Origin of the sequence: Pseudomonas sp. NY15374, assembly GCF_048068255.1 — a bacterium.
GTDB lineage: Bacteria > Pseudomonadota > Gammaproteobacteria > Pseudomonadales > Pseudomonadaceae > Aquipseudomonas > Aquipseudomonas machongensis.
This window is the reverse complement of the sequence record NZ_JBLUPZ010000003.1, coordinates 102,621-121,368: the sequence shown is the minus strand read 5'-3', so window position 1 is coordinate 121,368 and position 18,748 is coordinate 102,621. Positions and strand designations below refer to the sequence as shown.

14 protein-coding genes are annotated in these 18,748 nt (G+C 64.2%); 8 read left to right on the top strand and 6 right to left on the bottom strand.

The genetic code is table 11. The features are described 5' to 3' along the window. Positions 1-287: 287 nt before the first annotated feature. From glnE to ACNFHO_RS08435, 8 genes are all read left to right on the top strand, one after another. Entirely contained in the window at positions 288-3,221 is a 2,934-nt protein-coding gene (glnE, locus tag ACNFHO_RS08470) for a bifunctional [glutamate--ammonia ligase]-adenylyl-L-tyrosine phosphorylase/[glutamate--ammonia-ligase] adenylyltransferase (protein WP_416765968.1), read from the top strand. Between the two features lie 204 nt (positions 3,222-3,425). Beyond that, positions 3,426-4,475 (top strand): lipopolysaccharide heptosyltransferase II, encoded by a 1,050-nt coding sequence (gene waaF, locus ACNFHO_RS08465; RefSeq protein WP_416765966.1) that lies wholly within the window; start codon positions 3,426-3,428, stop codon positions 4,473-4,475. Further along, positions 4,476-5,534, top strand: coding sequence for a lipopolysaccharide heptosyltransferase I (gene waaC, locus ACNFHO_RS08460; RefSeq protein WP_054892167.1), 1,059 nt, complete (start codon positions 4,476-4,478; stop codon positions 5,532-5,534). Next, positions 5,534-6,658, top strand: coding sequence for a glycosyltransferase family 4 protein (locus tag ACNFHO_RS08455; RefSeq protein WP_054892168.1), 1,125 nt, complete (start codon positions 5,534-5,536; stop codon positions 6,656-6,658). The genes waaC and ACNFHO_RS08455 overlap by 1 nt, the downstream gene beginning before the upstream one ends. Further along, positions 6,655-7,461 (top strand): lipopolysaccharide core heptose(I) kinase RfaP, encoded by an 807-nt coding sequence (gene rfaP, locus ACNFHO_RS08450; RefSeq protein ID WP_054892169.1) that lies wholly within the window; start codon positions 6,655-6,657, stop codon positions 7,459-7,461. Before ACNFHO_RS08455 ends, rfaP begins: the two co-directional genes overlap by 4 nt. Further along, complete coding sequence (locus ACNFHO_RS08445; protein ID WP_416765963.1) at positions 7,461-8,195, top strand: lipopolysaccharide kinase InaA family protein; 735 nt, start codon at positions 7,461-7,463, stop codon at positions 8,193-8,195. The genes rfaP and ACNFHO_RS08445 overlap by 1 nt, the downstream gene beginning before the upstream one ends. After that, positions 8,192-8,944, top strand: coding sequence for a lipopolysaccharide kinase InaA family protein (locus tag ACNFHO_RS08440; protein ID WP_416765961.1), 753 nt, complete (start codon positions 8,192-8,194; stop codon positions 8,942-8,944). The genes ACNFHO_RS08445 and ACNFHO_RS08440 overlap by 4 nt, the downstream gene beginning before the upstream one ends. After that, positions 8,944-10,386, top strand: a complete 1,443-nt coding sequence (locus ACNFHO_RS08435) for a lipopolysaccharide kinase InaA family protein (RefSeq protein WP_416765959.1) — start codon at positions 8,944-8,946, stop codon at positions 10,384-10,386. The genes ACNFHO_RS08440 and ACNFHO_RS08435 overlap by 1 nt, the downstream gene beginning before the upstream one ends. On the opposite strand, the gene ACNFHO_RS08430 is transcribed toward ACNFHO_RS08435, so the two are convergent. The 6 genes from ACNFHO_RS08430 to ACNFHO_RS08405 form a co-directional block, all read right to left on the bottom strand. After that, entirely contained in the window at positions 10,359-13,157 is a 2,799-nt protein-coding gene (locus tag ACNFHO_RS08430; RefSeq protein ID WP_416765958.1) for a dermonecrotic toxin domain-containing protein, read from the bottom strand. The genes ACNFHO_RS08435 and ACNFHO_RS08430 overlap by 28 nt on opposite strands. 72 nt (positions 13,158-13,229) lie before the next feature. After that, entirely contained in the window at positions 13,230-13,406 is a 177-nt protein-coding gene (locus tag ACNFHO_RS08425) for a hypothetical protein (RefSeq protein WP_172964795.1), read from the bottom strand. Further along, the gene (locus tag ACNFHO_RS08420; RefSeq protein WP_416765956.1) at positions 13,403-14,515 is read right to left on the bottom strand and encodes a PepSY-associated TM helix domain-containing protein; all 1,113 of its coding nucleotides are present in this window, start codon (positions 14,513-14,515) and stop codon (positions 13,403-13,405) included. Before ACNFHO_RS08420 ends, ACNFHO_RS08425 begins: the two co-directional genes overlap by 4 nt. A 115-nt stretch (positions 14,516-14,630) precedes the next feature. Further along, positions 14,631-17,063 carry a TonB-dependent siderophore receptor gene (locus ACNFHO_RS08415; RefSeq protein ID WP_416765955.1) on the bottom strand — a complete coding sequence of 811 codons (2,433 nt, stop codon included), beginning with the start codon at positions 17,061-17,063 and terminating at the stop codon, positions 14,631-14,633. 140 nt (positions 17,064-17,203) lie between these two features. Beyond that, positions 17,204-18,160 (bottom strand): FecR domain-containing protein, encoded by a 957-nt coding sequence (locus ACNFHO_RS08410; RefSeq protein WP_416765953.1) that lies wholly within the window; start codon positions 18,158-18,160, stop codon positions 17,204-17,206. Then, the gene (locus ACNFHO_RS08405) at positions 18,157-18,675 is read right to left on the bottom strand and encodes an RNA polymerase sigma factor (protein ID WP_054892176.1); all 519 of its coding nucleotides are present in this window, start codon (positions 18,673-18,675) and stop codon (positions 18,157-18,159) included. Before ACNFHO_RS08405 ends, ACNFHO_RS08410 begins: the two co-directional genes overlap by 4 nt. Between the last annotated feature and the right edge of the window lie 73 nt (positions 18,676-18,748).

Below are 18,748 nucleotides of genomic sequence, written 5' to 3'. Positions count from 1 at the left end.
TCATCCGGCGCCGTGTAGTTTTACTACAAATGCTTCGGCATTTCATGCTTTTGAGCAGTCGGGGGAGTAGTAATACTACAGAAAAACGGCTTGTGGCCGCCTTTCGGGTTGTGGAGAAAAACGTTCCTGTTGGTTGGTATCGCACTGGCACAAGAGGTTTCTTGATGTTTCGTACCAATGATTTGAGTTTTTCAGCTATTTACAACTTTTGTATGACAGTCCAACCGCGGTCCGTCCCTCTTTCGCCTGCACTCACCCCTCTCATTCACGCCGATCAAGGATAGACCATGCGCCTGCCTTTGCCGCTCGATCTGCCTGGCGCCCTGCAACCGCTGGTCGCCCGTAACCGACAATTCCTGCAGGAGGCGCTGGCGGCGCATCCGGATCTTGATCCAGACAGTTGGAACGCGGTGCATCGCCTGCAGTTCGATCAGGTGGCTGCAGCCAGTGATTTCGTCCTCGAGCAGGCGCAGCGCGAACCGGCAACGCTGTTCGAGCTGCTCGCCAGCGGCGAAATGGATCGCCCCTATGGCCCCGGCCAGTTGCGTGCCCATATAAAAGCTGCCGCAGACGCGGCCCAGAGCGAAGACGAGCTGGCGCGCAACTTGCGCCGTGCGCGCAATCGCCAGCAGGTGCGGATCATCTGGCGCGACATCACCCGCCAGGCCGAACTGGGCGAGACCTGCCGCGACCTGTCCGAGCTAGCCGACGCCTCGATCGACGAAGCCTATCAATGGCTGTACCCGCGCCATTGCCAGCAGTTCGGCACGCCGATCGGCAACCGCACTGGCCAGCCGCAGCACATGGTGGTGCTGGGCATGGGCAAGCTGGGCGCGGTGGAGCTCAACCTGTCGTCGGACATCGACCTGATCTTCGCCTTCCCCGAAGGCGGCGAGACCGAAGGGGTCAAGCGCTCGCTGGATAACCAGGAGTTTTTCACCCGCCTCGGGCAACGCCTGATCAAGGCGCTGGACCCGGTCACTGTCGACGGTTTCGTGTTTCGCGTCGACATGCGCCTGCGCCCCTATGGCTCGGCCGGCGCGTTGGTGCTCTCGTTCAATGCCCTGGAGCAGTACTACCAGGATCAGGGGCGCGATTGGGAACGCTACGCGATGATCAAGGCCCGCGTGGTGGCGGGCGACCAGGGGGCCGGTGCGCAGTTGCAGGAGATGCTGCGACCGTTCGTCTATCGGCGCTACCTGGATTTCTCTGCCATCGAGGCGCTGCGCACCATGAAGCAGCTGATCCAGCAGGAAGTGCGGCGCAAGGGCATGGCAGAGAACATCAAGCTCGGTGCCGGCGGCATCCGCGAGGTCGAGTTCATCGCCCAGGCCTTCCAGCTGATCCACGGCGGGCGCGATCTGAGCCTGCAGCAGCGGCCGCTGCTCAAGGTCCTGGCAACGCTCGAGGGGCAGGGTTACCTGCCACCGGCAGTGGTAAGCGAACTGCGTGATGGGTACCAGTTCCTGCGTTACACCGAGCACGCGATCCAAGCCATCGCCGACCGCCAGACCCAGATGCTGCCGGACTCGGAGCTCGACCGCGAACGGGTCGCCTACATCCTTGGCTTTGCCGACTGGCAGGCGTTCCACGACCAACTGATGCAGTGGCGCGGACGGGTCGACTGGCACTTCCGCCAGGTGATCGCCGATCCAGATGAAGAGGAAGCCGAGGGCGAGCTGGTAGTGGGCGGCGAGTGGTCGCCGCTGTGGGAGCAGGCGCAGGACGAGGAGGCCGCCGGTCGCCAACTGGAAGAGGCCGGGTTCAAGCAGTCGGGTGAGGCCCTGCGTCGTTTGGCCTCCTTGCGTGCCAGCCCGTCGCTGCGTTCGATGCAGCGCATTGGCCGCGAGCGTCTGGACGCCTTCATTCCACGCCTGCTAGCGCAGACCGTGGAGCACCAGAACCCTGACCTGGTGCTGGAGCGAGTGCTCCCCTTGGTGGAAGCGGTGGCTCGGCGTTCGGCTTACCTGGTGCTGCTGACCGAAAACCCAGGCGCCTTGCGCCGTCTGTTGACCCTGTGCGCCGCCAGCCCCTGGATCGCCGAGCAGATCACGCGCTTCCCGCTGCTGCTCGACGAACTGCTCAACGAAGGCCGCCTGTTCAGCCCGCCGCTGGCGCCTGAGCTGGCGTCGGAGCTGCGCGAGAGATTGACGCGCATTCCCGAGGACGACCTGGAGCAGCAGATGGAGGCCCTGCGTCACTTCAAGCTGGCCCACAGCTTGCGGGTGGCGGCATCTGAAATCAGCGGCAACCTGCCCTTGATGAAGGTCAGCGACTACCTGACCTGGCTGGCCGAGGCCATCCTCGACCAGGTGCTGGCCTTGGCCTGGCGTCAGACCGTGGCCCGTCATGGCCAGCCCAAGCGCAGTGATGGCACCCTGTGCGACCCAAGTTTCATCATCGTCGGCTACGGCAAGGTCGGCGGCATCGAACTGGGACATGGCTCGGACCTGGACCTCGTATTCATCCACGACGGCGACCCGAACGCCGAGACCGATGGCGCCAAGCCCATCGACGGCGCGCAGTTCTTCACCCGCCTGGGTCAGCGCATCATCCACCTGCTGACTACCCAGACCAACTCCGGCCAGCTCTATGATGTGGACATGCGCCTGCGCCCCTCCGGTGCGTCGGGGCTGTTGGTCAGCTCGCTCGGGGCCTTCGAGCGCTACCAGCAGAACGAGGCCTGGACCTGGGAACACCAGGCCCTGGTGCGGGCGCGTGTGCTGGTGGGCTGCAAGCAGGTCGGCAGTGCCTTCGAAGCGGTACGTGCCGGCGTGCTGGGCAAGGCCCGCGATCTCGACGCGCTGCGTCAGGAGGTCAGCGAGATGCGCGCCAAGATGCGCGCCAGCCTGGGCAGCAAGAGCACCGTTGCCGGTACCGCCGACAACGCCTTCGAGCCCGGCCAGCCGTTCGATGTCAAGCAGGATGCCGGTGGTATCGTGGATATCGAATTTATGGTGCAATACGCCGCTTTGGCCTGGTCTCACGACCATCCGGCCCTGCTGCGCTGGACCGATAACATTCGCATCCTCGAAGAGTTGGAGCAGGCCGGGTTGATGCCCGCCGAAGACGCGATTTTGTTGCGCGAGGTGTACAAGACCTTCCGCTCCGCCTCCCACCGCCAGGCACTGCAGAAGCAGGCCGGGGTGATCGATGCCGGGCAGCTTGTCGATGAGCGCCGCGAGGTGCGGCGGATCTGGGGTGAGCTGGGTTTGAGCTGACTATCGTGCTGGCTTCATTCGCGGGCAAGCTCGCTCCTGCAGGTACTCCACAGCACTCAAGGTCTGTGTGGTACCTGTGGGACCGGGCTTGCCCGCGAATGAGGCATGTCAGTGGTACACTGTCCGCCACATAGCCTGAATATAAAGAGGGGAGGCCAGGTTGTAGAGCAGCCTGCAGCCTCCCCGAATGTTTCTGGATAAAGCATGAGAATACTGATCATTGGACCCAGCTGGGTCGGCGACATGGTGATGGCGCAGACCCTGTTCCAGTGCCTGAAACAGCGTCACCCCGACTACGTGATCGACGTGCTGGCCCCCGAGTGGAGCCGGCCGATCCTCGAGCGCATGCCCGAGGTGCGCCAGGCCTTGAGCTTCCCGCTCGGCCACGGTGCCCTGGAGCTGGCCACGCGCCGGCGCATCGGCAAGTCACTGGCCGGCCAGTACGACCAGGCGATCCTCTTACCCAACTCGCTCAAGTCGGCACTCGTGCCTTATTTCGCCGGCATCCCCCAGCGCACCGGCTGGCGTGGCGAGATGCGCTACCTGCTGCTCAACGATGTGCGCAAGCTCGACAAGGCGCGCTACCCGTTGATGATCGAACGCTTCATGGCCCTGGCCTATGAGCCGGGCGCCCAGTTGCCACAACCCTATCCCCGCCCGAGCCTGCGTATCGAAGACCAGAGCCGCGAGGCCGCCCTGGCCAAGTTCGGCCTGGAGCTGGATCGCCCGGTGCTTGCGTTGTGCCCAGGTGCCGAGTTCGGCGAGGCCAAGCGCTGGCCGGCGGAGCATTATGCCGCCGTTGCCGACGCGATGATTCGCCAGGGTTGGCAGGTGTGGCTGTTCGGCTCGAAGAACGATCATCCGGTCGGCGAGCAGATCCGCGACCGCCTGATTCCGGGCTTGCGTGAAGAGTCCGTCAACCTGGCCGGCGAGACCTCGCTTGCCGAAGCCATCGACCTGATGTCCTGCGCCGATGCGGTGGTGTCCAACGATTCCGGCCTGATGCATGTGGCGGCGGCGCTGAACCGCCCGCTGGTGGCGGTCTATGGTTCGACCTCGCCGGGCTTCACCCCGCCACTGGCCGACCAGGTCGAGGTGGTGCGCACCGGTATCGAGTGCAGCCCGTGCTTCGAACGCACCTGCCGCTTCGGTCACTACAATTGCCTGCGCCTGCTCGAGCCCGAAAAAGTCATTGCCGCCCTGCACAGCCTGGGTGGTCCGAACCTGATCGATACCGTGGCCGAGGTCGACTAAGTGCGGGTACTGATCATCAAGACCTCGTCGCTGGGCGATGTGATCCACACCCTGCCGGCGCTGACCGACGCCGCCCACGCCATCCCCGGCATTCGTTTCGACTGGGTGGTGGAGGAGGGCTTTGCCGAGATCCCGAGCTGGCATCCGGCAGTCGACCAGGTGATCCCGGTGGCTATCCGGCGCTGGCGCAAGAATCTCTGGCAAACGCTCAAGAGCGGCGAGTGGAAGGCGTTCAAGCAGCGCCTGCGCGAGCGCAAGTACGACCTGGTGATCGATGCCCAAGGGCTGGTCAAGTCGGCTTGGCTGACCCGTTACGTCAAGGCGCCGGTGGCCGGGCTCGACCGCTATTCGGCGCGCGAAGGCTGGGCCAGCCGCTTCTACGACCGTCGCCTGTCGGTAGCGGTCGGCCAGCATGCGGTGGAACGGGTACGCCAGCTGTTCGCCTTGTCCCTGGCCTACGACCTGCCTGAAGGCATCGGCCAGTACGGCCTGGACCTGAACCGTCTGCAATTGCCCCCGACCGCCCCCTACGTGGTGTTCCTGCATGGCACCACCTGGGCCACCAAGCACTGGCCGGAAGCCTACTGGCGTGAGCTGGCCGAGCGCATGGGGCGGCGCAAGATGAAAGTCGTGCTGCCCTGGGGCAATCCTGCGGAGAAGGCTCGTGCCGATCGCATCGCCCAAGGCTTGGAAAACTGCCAGGTACTCCCCAAATTGAACCTCGCAGGGGTCGCTCGCATACTCGCGGCGGCCAAGGCCTGCGTGGCGGTGGACACCGGCCTCGGCCACCTGGCCGCAGCGCTGGACGTGCCGACCATCTCGCTGTTCGGCCCCACCAATCCTGGTCTGACCGGTGCCTACGGACGCGCCCAGATCCACCAGGCCAGCAACTTCCCCTGTGCGCCTTGCCTGCAGAAGAAGTGCACCTACAAACCGAGCGCCGAGGACCTGCGCCGGTTCGATCTCAAACGCGAGTGGCCGCTGTGCTTCACTCGCCTGAATCCCGAGCATGTGGCGGGCCGCTTGAGCGCGCTGCTGCTGGCTGAGGATGTTCGTTGATGCAACTGGCTTTCGTGCTTTACAAATATTTCCCCTTCGGCGGATTGCAGCGCGATTTCATGCGCATCGCCCTGGAGTGCCAGAAGCGTGGGCATCAGATCCGCGTCTATACACTCATCTGGGAAGGTGACATCCCCCCAGGCTTCGAAGTGCTGGTGGCGCCGGTCAAGGCCCTGTTCAACCACCGCCGCAACGAAAAACTCAGCGCCTGGATGGCCGCCGACCTGGCCAAGCGCCCGGTCGACCGTCTGATTGGCTTCAACAAGATGCCGGGGCTGGACGTCTACTATGCCGCCGACGGCTGCTTCGAGGACAAGGCACAGACCCTGCGCGGCGGCCTGTATCGTCGCTGGGGCCGCTACCGGCATTTTGCCGAATACGAGCGTGCCGTGTTCGCCAAGGAGGCTGCCACCGAGATCCTGATGATCTCTGAAGTGCAACAGCCGCTGTTCATCAAGCACTACGACACCCCTGTGGAGCGTTTCCACCTGTTGCCACCGGGCATCTCCCAGGATCGCCGGGCGCCGGCCAATGCGGCCGAGATTCGCGCCGCGTTTCGCCAGGAGTTCGCGCTGGACGATGACGACCTGTTGCTGGTGCAGATTGGCTCGGGGTTCAAGACCAAGGGCGTCGATCGCAGCCTCAAGGCCCTGGCCGCATTGCCTTCGAGCCTGCGCAAGCGCACCCGGCTGATGGTCATCGGCCAGGACGACCCGAAGGTGTTCCAGTTGCAGAGCGCCACGCTCGGCCTGGGTGACCAGGTGCAGTTCCTCAAGGGGCGCAGCGACATCCCGCGCTTCCTGCTCGGCGCCGACCTGCTGATCCACCCGGCCTACAACGAAAATACCGGCACCGTGCTGCTCGAAGCGCTGGTCGCCGGTTTGCCGGTGCTGGTATCCAAGGTCTGTGGCTACGCCCATTACATCGCCGAGGCCGACAGCGGTCTGGTGCTCGACGAGCCGTTCGAGCAAGAGCAGCTCAACGCCTACCTGCAGCGCATGCTCGAAGACCCCCAGGCCCGCGCCGATTGGGCGCGCAACGGCCTGGCCTTTGCCGACAGCGCCGATCTCTACAGCATGCCGCAGCATGCCGCCGATGTGATTCTCGGCCAGGAGCACGCATGAAGCTGATGCTGGCCGAACCGTTCAAGCGCCTGTGGGCCGGGCGCGATCCCTTCGACGCCGTCGAAGCCCTGCAGGGCGAGGTATACCGTGAGCTCGAAGGGCGCCGAACCTTGCGCACCGAGGTCGAGGGCGAGGGCTATTTCGTCAAGATCCACCGCGGCATCGGCTGGGGCGAGATTTTCAAGAACCTGTTCAGCGCCAAGCTTCCGGTACTCGGTGCCGGCCAGGAATGGCTGGCGATCCAGCGCTTGCAGGAGGTCGGCGTGCCGACCATGACCGCCGTCGCCTATGGCGAGCGTGGCAGCAACCCGGCCACCCAGCATTCGTTCATCGTCACCGAGGAGCTGGCCCCCACCGTCAGCCTGGAAGACTTCAGCATCGACTGGCTCAGGCAGCCCCCCGAGCCGCGTCTCAAGCGTGCGCTGATCGATGAGGTGGCGAAGATGGTCGGCGGCATGCACCGTGCAGGCGTCAACCACCGTGATTGCTACATCTGCCATTTCCTGCTGCACACTGACCGGCCCGTGACGCCTGAAGACTTCAAACTGTCGGTGATCGACCTGCACCGCGCACAGACCCGTACGAAAATCACCCGTCGCTGGCGCGACAAGGACCTGGCTGCCTTGTATTTCTCGGCCCTGGACATCGGCCTGACGCGTCGCGACAAGCTGCGCTTCCTCAAGGGCTATTTCCAGCGCCCGCTGCGCCAGGTGCTCGCCGAGGAAGCCGCACTGCTCGCCTGGCTCGAACGCAAGGCGCAGAAACTCTACGATCGCAAGCAACGCTATGGGGATGCGCTCTGATGGCGGGTTGGACACTGGCGCCGGGCTACGAACACCTGGCGACGGACTTCGGCAGTATCGACGCGGTGTTCGCCCTCGACGGCGAGCGCCTGACCCGTGACCCGCTCAGCGAGGTCATCCGCATCGAGCGCGATGGGGTCAACTACTACGTCAAACGCTACACCGGTGCCGGCAAGCACATGCGTCGCTTCCTCGGACGGCCACGGATCAAGGCTGAATGGCAGAACCTCAAGCAGTTCGCCAAGTGGGGCATTCCTACCGCCGAAGTGGTGGCCTGGGGGCTGGAGCGCAAGGGGCTGTCGTTCGGCCGCGGGGCGATGATCACCCGCGAGCTGCCGCGCACCGAAGACCTTTCGGCGCTGGCCGAGCGCAACGATCCGCGCCTGGCTGATCGCACATGGGTCGAGCACGTCAGTCGTCAACTGGCTCGCCATACCCGGGTCATGCACGATCATCACTTCGCCCACAATGACCTGAAGTGGCGCAACCTGCTGGTGGATGATCAGGCGACGCTGTTCTTCATCGATTGCCCGACGGGCGATTTCTGGCGTGGCTTCATGCTCCGCCACCGGCTTATCAAGGATCTGGCGTGCCTGGACAAGGTCGCCAAATATCACCTCTCGGCCACCCAGCGCCTGCGCTTCTACCTGCAATATCGCGGGCACACGCGGCTCAATGCCCGTGACAAGCGACGGATTCGCCAGGTGGTGAGCTTCTTCGAGGGAAGGGAATGACCGATTACCTGGCCAGCGCCGACCATGCGCTGCTGCAACGCCATGGCCTGAACGACTTCGAGGCGCTGTGGGCACTGCAACTGGATGCCGTCGACGAACCCAACACCGGGCGCGGCGGCTGGAGCAGCGTGTTCCGCCTGGAACTCGAGGGCAAGGGCTACTACCTCAAGCGCCAGAGCGACTACCTCACGCGTACCCTGCACCGGCCGTTCGGCGAGCCCACTTTCGCCCGCGAATTCCGCAATATCAGCCGCTACGAAAAGCTCAACATCCCAGCACTGCAGGCGGTGTTCTATGGCGAGCGCAAGCAGGGCGGCCAGCATCGGGCGATCCTGATGACCCGCGCGCTCGACGAGTGGAATGACCTGGAGAGTTTCCTCGGTCAATGGCCGCAACTGCCCGAATCCCGACGCCAGGGTATTCTCGCGGCCTGTGGCGAGCTGGCGCGTACCCTGCACGGCGCCGGCCAGGTGCATGGTTGTTTCTATCCCAAGCATATTTTCCTGCGCGAACGCCGCGAAGGCTGGCAGGCCCAGCTGATCGACCTGGAAAAGACCCGGCCACTGCTGTTCGGCATGCGTGACCGCCTCAAGGACCTCGAGCCCTTGCTGCGTCGTGCCCGTGCCTGGAGCGAGGCGGACGTGCGCCGCCTGCTCGCCGCCTACCTGGCGCAGCCGGCCGACAGCGCGCTGGTCGGCACCTGGCTGCAACGCCTGACGCAACGCCGTCGTGAAAAAGAGGCCCGCTGATGCGCTTGTCTGAACTGAAGGATGCCGGGCGCAGCCCGAGCCTGCCCTTGAGCGTGACGCTCGAAGACGCTGCCGGCAGTGCCGAGCTGCAGTTGCTCAGCCTGCTGCGCGTACTGCCAGGGCAGCGCTATGTCGGTGCCGGTATCTGGCGCGGCACGCCGGTGCTGGCCAAACTGCTGGTCGGCAACAGCGCCGCCCGCCATTTCCAGCGTGAGCTGGAGGGCGCGCGCTTGATGGCTGCACAGGGGTTGATCACGCCCCGACTGCTGGCCGATGGCCTGAAGGATGGCGAGGGTGGCTGGCTGCTGTTCGAGTTCCTTGAAAACGCTGAAAACCTGGGTGACGCCTGGGCCAAGGTCGAGCATCTGCCGATGCTGGCGGACGAGCAGCATGGGGTGCTCGGCGAGGCGCTGACCGCAGTGGCGCAGATGCACGCCAAAGGGCTGTGGCAGGAAGACCTGCACCTGGACAACCTGCTGCGCCACGAGGGCCACCTGTACCTGATCGATGGTGCCGGCATCAAGGCTGAAACACCGGGCCAGCAACTGTCGCGCCAGCGCGTGCTGGAAAACCTCGGGGTATTGTTCGCCCAGTTGCCCAAGCGCCTGGAACCGTTCATCGAAGAGGCGCTGGTGCATTACCTGCTGGCCAATGGCGAGCATGCGCTGCCGCTCGAAGCCCTGCAGAAGCAGGTCGACAAGGTGCGCAGTTGGCGCTTGAAAGACTACCTGGACAAAGCCGGGCGCGACTGCACGCTGTTCAGCGTCGAGCGAAGCCTCTCGGGCCTGCGTGCGATCCGGCGCGAGGAGGTGTCTGCCCTGGTGCCGGTACTGGAGCAGGCCGATACGCTGATCGAGCAGGGCCACCTGTACAAGACCGGCGGTGCTGCCAGCGTGGCACGTATCGAGGCCGGTGGCCGCACGCTGGTGCTCAAGCGCTACAACATCAAGAACACCGCCCACTGGTTCAAGCGTTTCTGGCGCCCGAGTCGTGCCTGGCATTCCTGGATCGAAGGCCATCGCCTCGAGTTTCTCGACATCGCCACGCCGCGCCCGCTAGCGGTGCTCGAGCAACGGGTGATGGGGTTGCGCAGCACCGCCTACCTGGTGACCGAATACGCCGACGGTCCTGATCTCACGGCCTGTTTTGCGCCCTACGTCGAGAATGGCGAAGTGCCTGAAGAACAGGTTCAGGCGTTGGTCAAACTGATGCAGAGGCTGATTGCCGAACGCATCAGCCATGGTGACTTCAAGGGCCACAACCTGTTCTGGCAGAACGGCCAGTGGTCGCTGATCGACCTCGATGCCATGACCCAGCACGCCACTCAGCTCAGCTTCGCTCCTGCCTACGCACGTGACCGTGCGCGCTTGCTGCGCAACTGGCCAAGCAGCAGTGCCTTGTACCAGCGCCTCGATCAGTTGCTGCCTCGGCTCACCGAATAAGCCTGCGGCAGCGTCAGCCAGTCGCTGCTGCGACCGGCCTGGCGCACGCGAAGGCTCCATTGTCTGTCTTGCCAGCGCAAGATGGCCGAGGCGGGGCTTTCGTGGTTTTGCCCGTCAAGTAGCAGCCGGTAGTGGTGCTTGAGCAGATGCGCGCGCAGCGGCAGGGCATGGCCACCGGCAAGCAGGTAAAGCCCTTGGTCGCTTTGGTACAACCCGTCGGCATCTTCGTGTTTTTCCCCCGCAGGCACTTCGGCGAGCCGACAGGTGTCGAACAATGCTTTCAGGTCTGGCAGGCCGTCATACCACAGCACGGGGGAGTCGACGACCCATTCGCCGTCCTCGCGACGCTTGACCGGGACCTTGGTGTAAGCGTCCGGCTTGCGCGGATCGACCACTCGCCAGCGGTAACCGTCGAACGCGACCTGGTAACTCTGGCCGGCGCTGTCCTTGATGAAGTAGAAGGTCAATCCTGGATAGGGTGAGGGCTGTTCATAAATACCCTCCTTGTGGATGCCGTCGACTCGGTAGCGAAGCTTGCTGGTATTGACCACACTGACCATGGCCGGGGGGAGTGACAGTGGCGGCGTCGGTGGCATGGCTCGAATTGCCCGGCGAACCACCGTTGAACCGGAGACGCTGTTGATGCCGTCGCTGGCATAGCTGAAGGCATCGACCAGCGAGCGCAGCATGCCGATGCGATCACTTTCGACGTACGCCTTGTGGGTGTCGAGCACCGAGATCGCGGCTCTGGCGAACGACAGTACTGCCAAGGCCCGGCTGGGCAGAACCAGGCTGAGCAGGTCGAGGATGACCCACAGCACATGCAGGCTGAAATCGCCCAGCAGCTCCAGTTTCGTATTGGTGGCCGCGTCCACCGCTGAGAGTGCTGCGTGGACCTCGGCCCGATAGCGTGCGTGCTGAAAGTCGCCGGTGATTTCCGGACGGCTTATCCGTGAGCCCAAGCCGCCCTTGGACAGCCAGCGTTCGACATTGGCCGGGTTGGCCAATGGCATGCGGTCTTTGACATAGTCACGCAGAGCTGGTCTCTCGCGTAGCGAGCGCAGCATGTGCCGAGCGTTGCGATACTCACGCCAGGCGCGGCGATCCGGGGCATCCGGGGTATAGACCAGAAAGCGCTGCATGCCGGCGTTCTCGGGGGTGACGAACATGACCCCTTGTACGGTATGGCCGTCTATCAACAGCTGTCGCACGCTCAGGCGCGTAACCTTCAGTGCCTTGCGCTGCTCGCTGTCGGGATGGTCGAGCACGGTACTGGTCCACAGATAGCCGCGTTCGAAAGGGTCTTCCAGGTAATGGCCGGCGTATCGCGCCTTGGCCGCCTCGGCGCGCATGCGCGCTCTGCTGATGGCGGCATAACTGTCGCGTCGCCACTTGGCCGTCGGTGACTCCAGCAGGTGCGTGCGCAGGTAGCGGCTGTAGCTCTCGCCAACGTCCAGGGCGCGAACCATCTGCTTGATCTGCGCCGGGGTGATCTCGGTCACGGGGCTGCCGTCCGTACGGTGCACTCGTGCTGTCAGCCAGTAGTCGACGTCAAGCCAGCTGACGTTGAGCATGGCCAACTGATCCAGGCGATAGCTCTGCGACACCAACTCCACAGTGTCGCCGACCTGCGGGCGGCTGGCAGCGGGGATGTAGCCGGTAGTGAGGCCGGGATGGAAGACTGGCCCTCTCTGGCGTGCCATCGTCACGCTGACATGCAGATCAAGCGGGTCGGCATCGATTTGATACTGCTGGCGCATGGCTGAACGCAGTTGTTCGCAAATCCATGTACTCAGGCCTTCACGGTCGAGGAACTGATCGTGACTGAGAATGCCTGGCGCGGCAGCCTTGTCGATGGCGATCACCAGCTCCTGCATGGTTTGCATGATATGGATCAGGCCTTGTGTCGACGCGTTCTTGAGCCAGGCGGGGCTGTTTCTCTCCAGCAGCAGGGCATAGCGTGTCTGCAAGGCCGACCTGCTGTCGGCCAGCGGCAGCAGGTCGGCTGCTGTGTCCAGTTGGGCTGTCAGGTTCGGCCAGTCGATTGGCGATGTCTGGGCAGCGTTTTCCCAGACCTGGGTCAGGCGTGCATGTTGGCTATCTATCAGGGCCTGTACCTGCAACTGCAACGGATCATCGTTGAACCATTCGTAGCGCAGGCGTTCGGCATTGCGCGCAAGCTCCCGCTGTTCATCGCCGGCCATCAACTGCAACAGCGGCCTGCTCTGCTGCAGGTCGTCCATGCGCTCGCACAGCTCGGTGTGCAGTTCTGCCAGGTCGTCGAACGCCTCGATGCCATGGGACAGACTGCACAGCAAGGCGTAGTCGCTGGACTCGGCAGGGTCGGGCATGCTGCCCTCGGGGCCGCCTTCGACAATGACGAAGGCGCCGGGCAGGTACTCGCGCCAGTGAGGGGTGCCGATGTCCAGCAGTGGGCGGTAGATTTGTGGGCGCTCGGCAGGAGGCAGGTGCTGGCGTTGCCCGGGCAGCGGCATTTCTATGCTGGTTTTGAGCAGCTCGGCGTGGTTCGAACCGAGGGTGTGATCATCGACGCGCAGGGTGATCTGTGCGAGCAGTTGCGCGCGTAGCAAGCTGACCAGTCGTGCGTTACGACTTTCGCCGGTGACGCCGGTGTCGAGCCAATACTCGGCGAGGTCTGCGAAATACCGCTGGCGTGCCTTGAGCCAGGGCTGCGAGGCCTCAGGCCGGGGCGGCGACGCAAGCAGGTCGCTCAGCTGTTGATCGAAGGCTTGGAAATGTTGCAGGCTCATTGGCTGCGCTCCGTAGTGATGGAGCGGCCAGCTTGGCGTGCCAGGCCTCGGTGGGCGCGTTAGCCGATTACCTCATCGTCTCGACAGGCCGCGCACCCCAAGTAGTACCGGTATGCCCAGCCCCGCCCAGGACAGCACATCCCAGGCGCCATCCCCGAGCAGAGCCGCGAACAGCCCTGCAGCGCTCAGGAGGGCGATGGCGGTTGGCCAGGCGAAGATCCGGCGAGTGCTTTGCGAGCGGTGGCTCATGTCCGCACCTCGCGGGGCTTGCGCTGCTTGCCCCACCACAGGTACAGGCCACTGAGCAGGACGACGATGGTCAGCACATCCAGTACCGCCCAGAGGATCTGCATTGGCCGTCCGCCATAGTCGCCGAAGTGCAGCGGCTGTGACAGGCCCATGGCGTCCATGTACCAGGGGCGATCGCCAATGGCGGTGACTTCCAGGGTACGGGCATCGATCAGTACCGGCGTCAGCAAGTGCGAGGTCAGGTGTGTCGCGCCTTTCATGAACACCGCGTAGTGGTGTTCGCTGGAAAAGCGTGTACCGGGAAAGGCGATGAAGTCTGCACGCATGCCGGGCGCGGCCAGCTCGGCGATCTGCAGCAACTGCGTGGCAGGCGCGCGTTCGGTGAGTGGTGGGGCATCGCGATAGGGCGCAACCATCGCCGCCAGGCTGTCATTGCGCCAGGCCGCGATGACCAGGTCGGACAGCGCGCTGATCACCCCGGTGACACCGACCACCAGCGCCCAGGTCAGGGTGACAACGCCGATCAGCTTGTGCAGGTCGAGCCAGCGCAGGCGCCGCGATTTATCGGTGCGGACCGTGGCGAACTGCAGGCGGCGCATGAACGGAGCGTAGAGCACCGTGCCCGAGACGATGGCAACGACGAACAGCACGCCCATGGCGGCCAGCAGGAGTTTGCCGGGAAGGCCGGCGAACATGTCCACGTGCAGGCGCAGGATAGTCATCATCAAGCCGCCATTGGCGGCGGGCATGGCCACCGCCTCGCCGGTGCGGGCGTCGAGCATGAAGGTGTGCGAGGCGTTGGGTTCGGTGCCAGCGGTGGCTGCGGTGATCGCCACCACGCCGTTGCGCTCGTCATCCTCGAAACCGAAATACTGCATGACCTCGCCGGGGCGGTGTTGCTCGGCCTTGATTACCAGTTGCTGCAGGTCCAGATGCGGCGTGTCGGCAGGCATTTCGCGCAGTTCCGGGGCATCACCGAGCAGGTGTTCGAGTTCGTGGTGGAAGATCAGCGGCAGGCCAGTCAGGGCGAGCAGCAGCAGGAACAGCGTGCAGATCAGGCTGGTCCAGGTGTGGATCGCCGACCAGCGGCGGATGGTTTGGCTTTTCATCAGGGTTGCAGCCTTTGCAGCTTGTGCTGTCTTTCAGGACGCAATCGCGGGGCAAGCCCGCTCCCACAGGATTGTGGTGTACCTGTAGGAGCGGGCTTGCCCCGCGATGCGTCACTCAGAACTTGTAGTTGGCGCTGACCACAACGCTACGCTGGTCGCCGTAGTAGCAGTAGTACGAATCGCAGGTCGAAATGTAGTCCTTGTTCAGCAGGTTGGTGGCATTGACCGCCACCGAGGCGCCCTTGAGGCTGTTGTCCAGGCGGCCCAGGTCGTAGTGCACCGAAGCGTCGAACACGGTGTAGGCCTTGGCCTTGCCGAGGTAGGTGTTGCCCTGGTCGCCGTAGGTGTTGCCGGTGTAGCGCGCACCGCCGCCGATGCCGAAGCCGTCGAGCACACCGCTGTGCCAGGTGTAGTCGGCCCACAGCGAGGCTTGCTGGTTGGGCATCAGTTGCAGGCGGTTGCCTTTGTAGATGCCATCCTGTACCTCCGACTTGGCCAGGGTGTAGGCAGCGATCACCTTCAGGTTCTCGGTGACATCAGAGACGGCCTCAAGCTCCAGACCACGTACCTTCACTTCGCCGGTCTGGCTGGTGATCGATACGCCACCCACGTTGTTGGTGACCGAGACGTTTTTCTGGGTGAGGTCATACACAGCAGCCGTCAGCAGGGTATTCGAGCCCGGCGGCTGGTACTTGACGCCCAGCTCCCATTGCTGGCCTTCGGTAGGTTTGAACGAGTCGGTGGGCGACGCACTGGCATTACTGGAGGGTTGGAACGATTCTGCGTAGGAAAGGTAGGGCACAAAGCCCGAGTCGAAGACGTAGCTGATCGCCGCGTTACCGCTGAATTTCTTGTCGCGCTGGGTGTTGGTGGCATCGTTCTTGTTGAAGAACTTGGTACCGGTGTGCACCCAGTCTTCACGGCCACCCAAGGTCAGGTGCCAGTTGCCAAGCGCCATCTGGTCCTGAACATACAGGCCGGTCTGTCGGGTTTTCTGGTTGTAGTCGTAGAACGCCGTGGAGCGATCCGGGCGAGTGATCGGCAGCCCGTAGACCGGGTTGAGGACGTTGCTGTCTGGCACGTTGAAGCCAAAGATCGACAGGTAGTTGCTGTTCATACGCTGGTGATCCAGGCCGATCAGCAGCGTATGGGTGATGTCCCCCGTGGCGAAGTCGCCCTGGAAGTTGTTGTCCACCGCGAACTGGCTGATGTCTTCATCGGTGTTGGTGGACATGCGGCTGACGGTGCCATCGTCCTTCACCGGGCCTCCGGGTTGATAGTAGCTACCGGGAGTGATGGTCTGGAACGCCAGGTCCGACTTGGTGTAGCGCAGATTCTGGCGGAACTGCCAGACGTCGTTGAAGCGATGCTCGAAGGCATAGCCCAGCGCGTAATAGGTGCGATCGTAGAACTCGTAGTCCGGGTCTCCGAGGTTCTTGTGGTGCGAGATCTTGCCAAACGGCATGTCGATCTTGGTGCCTTGTATCGGCCGGAACTGGCTGGTGGCACCGGTATCGTCACGGGTGAACTGGCTGAGGAAGGTCAGCGAGGTGTCCTCGTCGATGTTCCACGTCAGGCTCGGAGCGATGTTGTAGCGCTTGTCGTCGATATGGTCGATCTGCGTGCCGCCATCGCGGATCACACCGCTGACGCCGTAGAGAAACCGGCCTTCATCGTCGATCTTGCCGGTGCTGGCGAAGTTGATCTGGCGATGGTTGTCGCTGCCGTACTGCACCTCGATCTCATGTGCGGCTTCGGCTTGCGGGCGACGGCTGACGATGTCCAGCAAACCACCGGGTGGGGTCTGGCCATAGATTGATGACGCCGGGCCGCGCAGCAGGGCCAGGCGGTCGAGGTTCCAGGTTTCCGGTTTTGGGTTGGCATAGACGCCGCGTGGCAGTGGCAGGCCGTCAAGGAACTGGGTCGGCTCGAAGCCCCGCACGCGCATCCAGTCGTAGCGAGTATCGCTGCCGAAGCTGGCGGAAACGATACCTGGCATGTACTTCACCGCGTCATCGAGGCTGTGCACGCCGCGGTCGCTCATCTGCTGGCGGGTGGCAACCGAGATCGAGCGCGGGGCCTCGACCAGTGCGGTGTCGGTCTTGGTGCCGGCAGCGGTGCGCTTGGCCAGGTAGCCATCGACCGGTCCCCAGGCGCTTTCGCTGTCGCTGGAGGCGTTCACGCTGGTTTCCGGTAGCGCCAGGCTGCCTTCCGGCACGGCGACCAGGCTGTAGCTGCCTGCACTGCCCTGCTGCAGTTGCAGGCCGGTGCCGCGCAGGGCTGCCTGCAGGGCGCCGATGCCATTGAAGGTGCCACGAACCGGTGCCGAGGTACGTCCGCTGGCCAGGCTCGGGTCCAGGGCCAGGGCGATGCCGGCCTCGCTGGCGATCCGGTTCAAGGTGCCGGCCAGCGGCGCGCTGGGCAGGTCGTAGGCCCGCACGCTGGACTGCTCGGCAGCCAGCAGCATGGGGCTGACCAGAGGGGTGGCAAGGCCGATGGCCAGGGCCATCAGGCTGGGACGCAGGTAAGACTCGACAGCACGGGACATGCAGTGGCTCCTAGACGGATAAGTGCTAACTGCTTCCTTGCCGAGCGAGATTTGGAAAGTGACAGGGGGGTGGAGATTTTTTTGTCTGGGGTTATTGCAGGGATGTTCCGGGCTCGCCCCGCGATAGGACCGCTACTGATTCACCGCGCCCCGACGGTCACCCACCACGGCGTATGCCGCTCGACCTTCACCGGCAGTGCCGGCACCAGCGAGGCCAGCGCCAGGTCGATATCGGTCAGCGGGAAGCTGCCCGTGACACGCAGGTTGGCCACCTCGTCGGTCACGCCCAAGTGGCCGCGGCGGTAGCGGGCGAGTTCGGCCACCAGATCCGCCAGGCGCACGTTGTCGACCACCAGCATGCCCCGGGTCCAGGCGTCGGCACCGGCGCTGACCGGGCCGACCAGGCCGAGGCCGTTGCTGTGCATCAAGACTTGCTGGCCCTCGTTCAGCACTTCTTCGTTATCCGTGTTGCTCGGTTGCGCAGCTACCTGAGCCTGCAGCACTTCAAGGCGTGTGCCGGCAGTTTCGCGTTTGACCAGGAAGCGCGTGCCCAGCGGACGCAGCCGTCCATCGTCGGTGCGCACCCACAACGGGCGAGGGTCGTCGTGGCCGGTTTCCACGGAGATCTCCCCTTGGTGCAGCACGATCACCCGTTGTTCGCCCTCGTAGTCGATATCGACTGCGGTGTGGGTGGCCAGGCTCAGCAGTGTGCCGTCCTCCAGGCGCAGGGTACGCAGCTCTCCGGTCCCGGTGCGTTGATCAGCCAGCCAGTAGCTGGGTGCCAGCGAAGGGGCGCCGATCCAGGCCAGCAGGCCACCGAGCAGGAGCATCCCGGCCAGCCCGCCACCGAGCTTGCCAACCCGCTGGCGCAGGCCGGCGCGTGACTGCAGCAGGGCGTGGCGGGCGGGGCCTGCAGCCGCGCCCACACGTTGGTCGAGCATGCCAAGCTGGAACCAGGCGCGCGCATGTTCCTCGCTGGCGGCGTGCCAGCGCGTGAATTCGTTGCGCTCATCGGCGGTGCCGTCGCCGCCCTCCAGGCAAAGTTTCCAGGCAATGGCGGCTTCCAGGACCTTGGCCGAGACCGGCCTATTGCTCACGTCGGCTCCCCGTACAACGCCACGTAGCACTGGCGCATGCCTTGGGCAATGTACTGGCGCACTCGCGACACCGACACCCCCAGGCGTTCGGCGATCTCGGCATGGCCCATGCCGTCCAGACGGTTGTACAGGAACGCGGTGCGTGCCTTGCTCGACAGTTTGCCCAGCTGGCGGTCGATGGCCTTGAGGTCTTCGAGGATAAGGTGCTGGGTTTCTGGCGAAGGCTGCTCTGCTTCAGGCAGCAACGCCAGCTCGGCAAGGTAGGCCTGCTCCAGGGCGGCGCGGCGGAAATGGTCGAACAGCAGCCCCTTGGCCACGGCGACAAGAAACGCGCGGGGTTCGCGAGGCGCGATCAACTGTTCGCGGCCGAGCAGGCGCACGAAGGTGTCCTGGCTGAGGTCTTCGGCGCGCTGGCGGCAAGCCGTGCTGCGCTGCAGCCAGGCCAGCAGCCAGCTGCGGTGGTCGCGGTACAGGCTGCCGACCAGCTCGGCATGTGGGCTGTGCGCAGAGGACAAGGGCGTTCCCCGGGGAAGAATGCGTTATATAACGATAATGATTCGCGATTGTGGCAGAGGAGGGCGGGGGGAT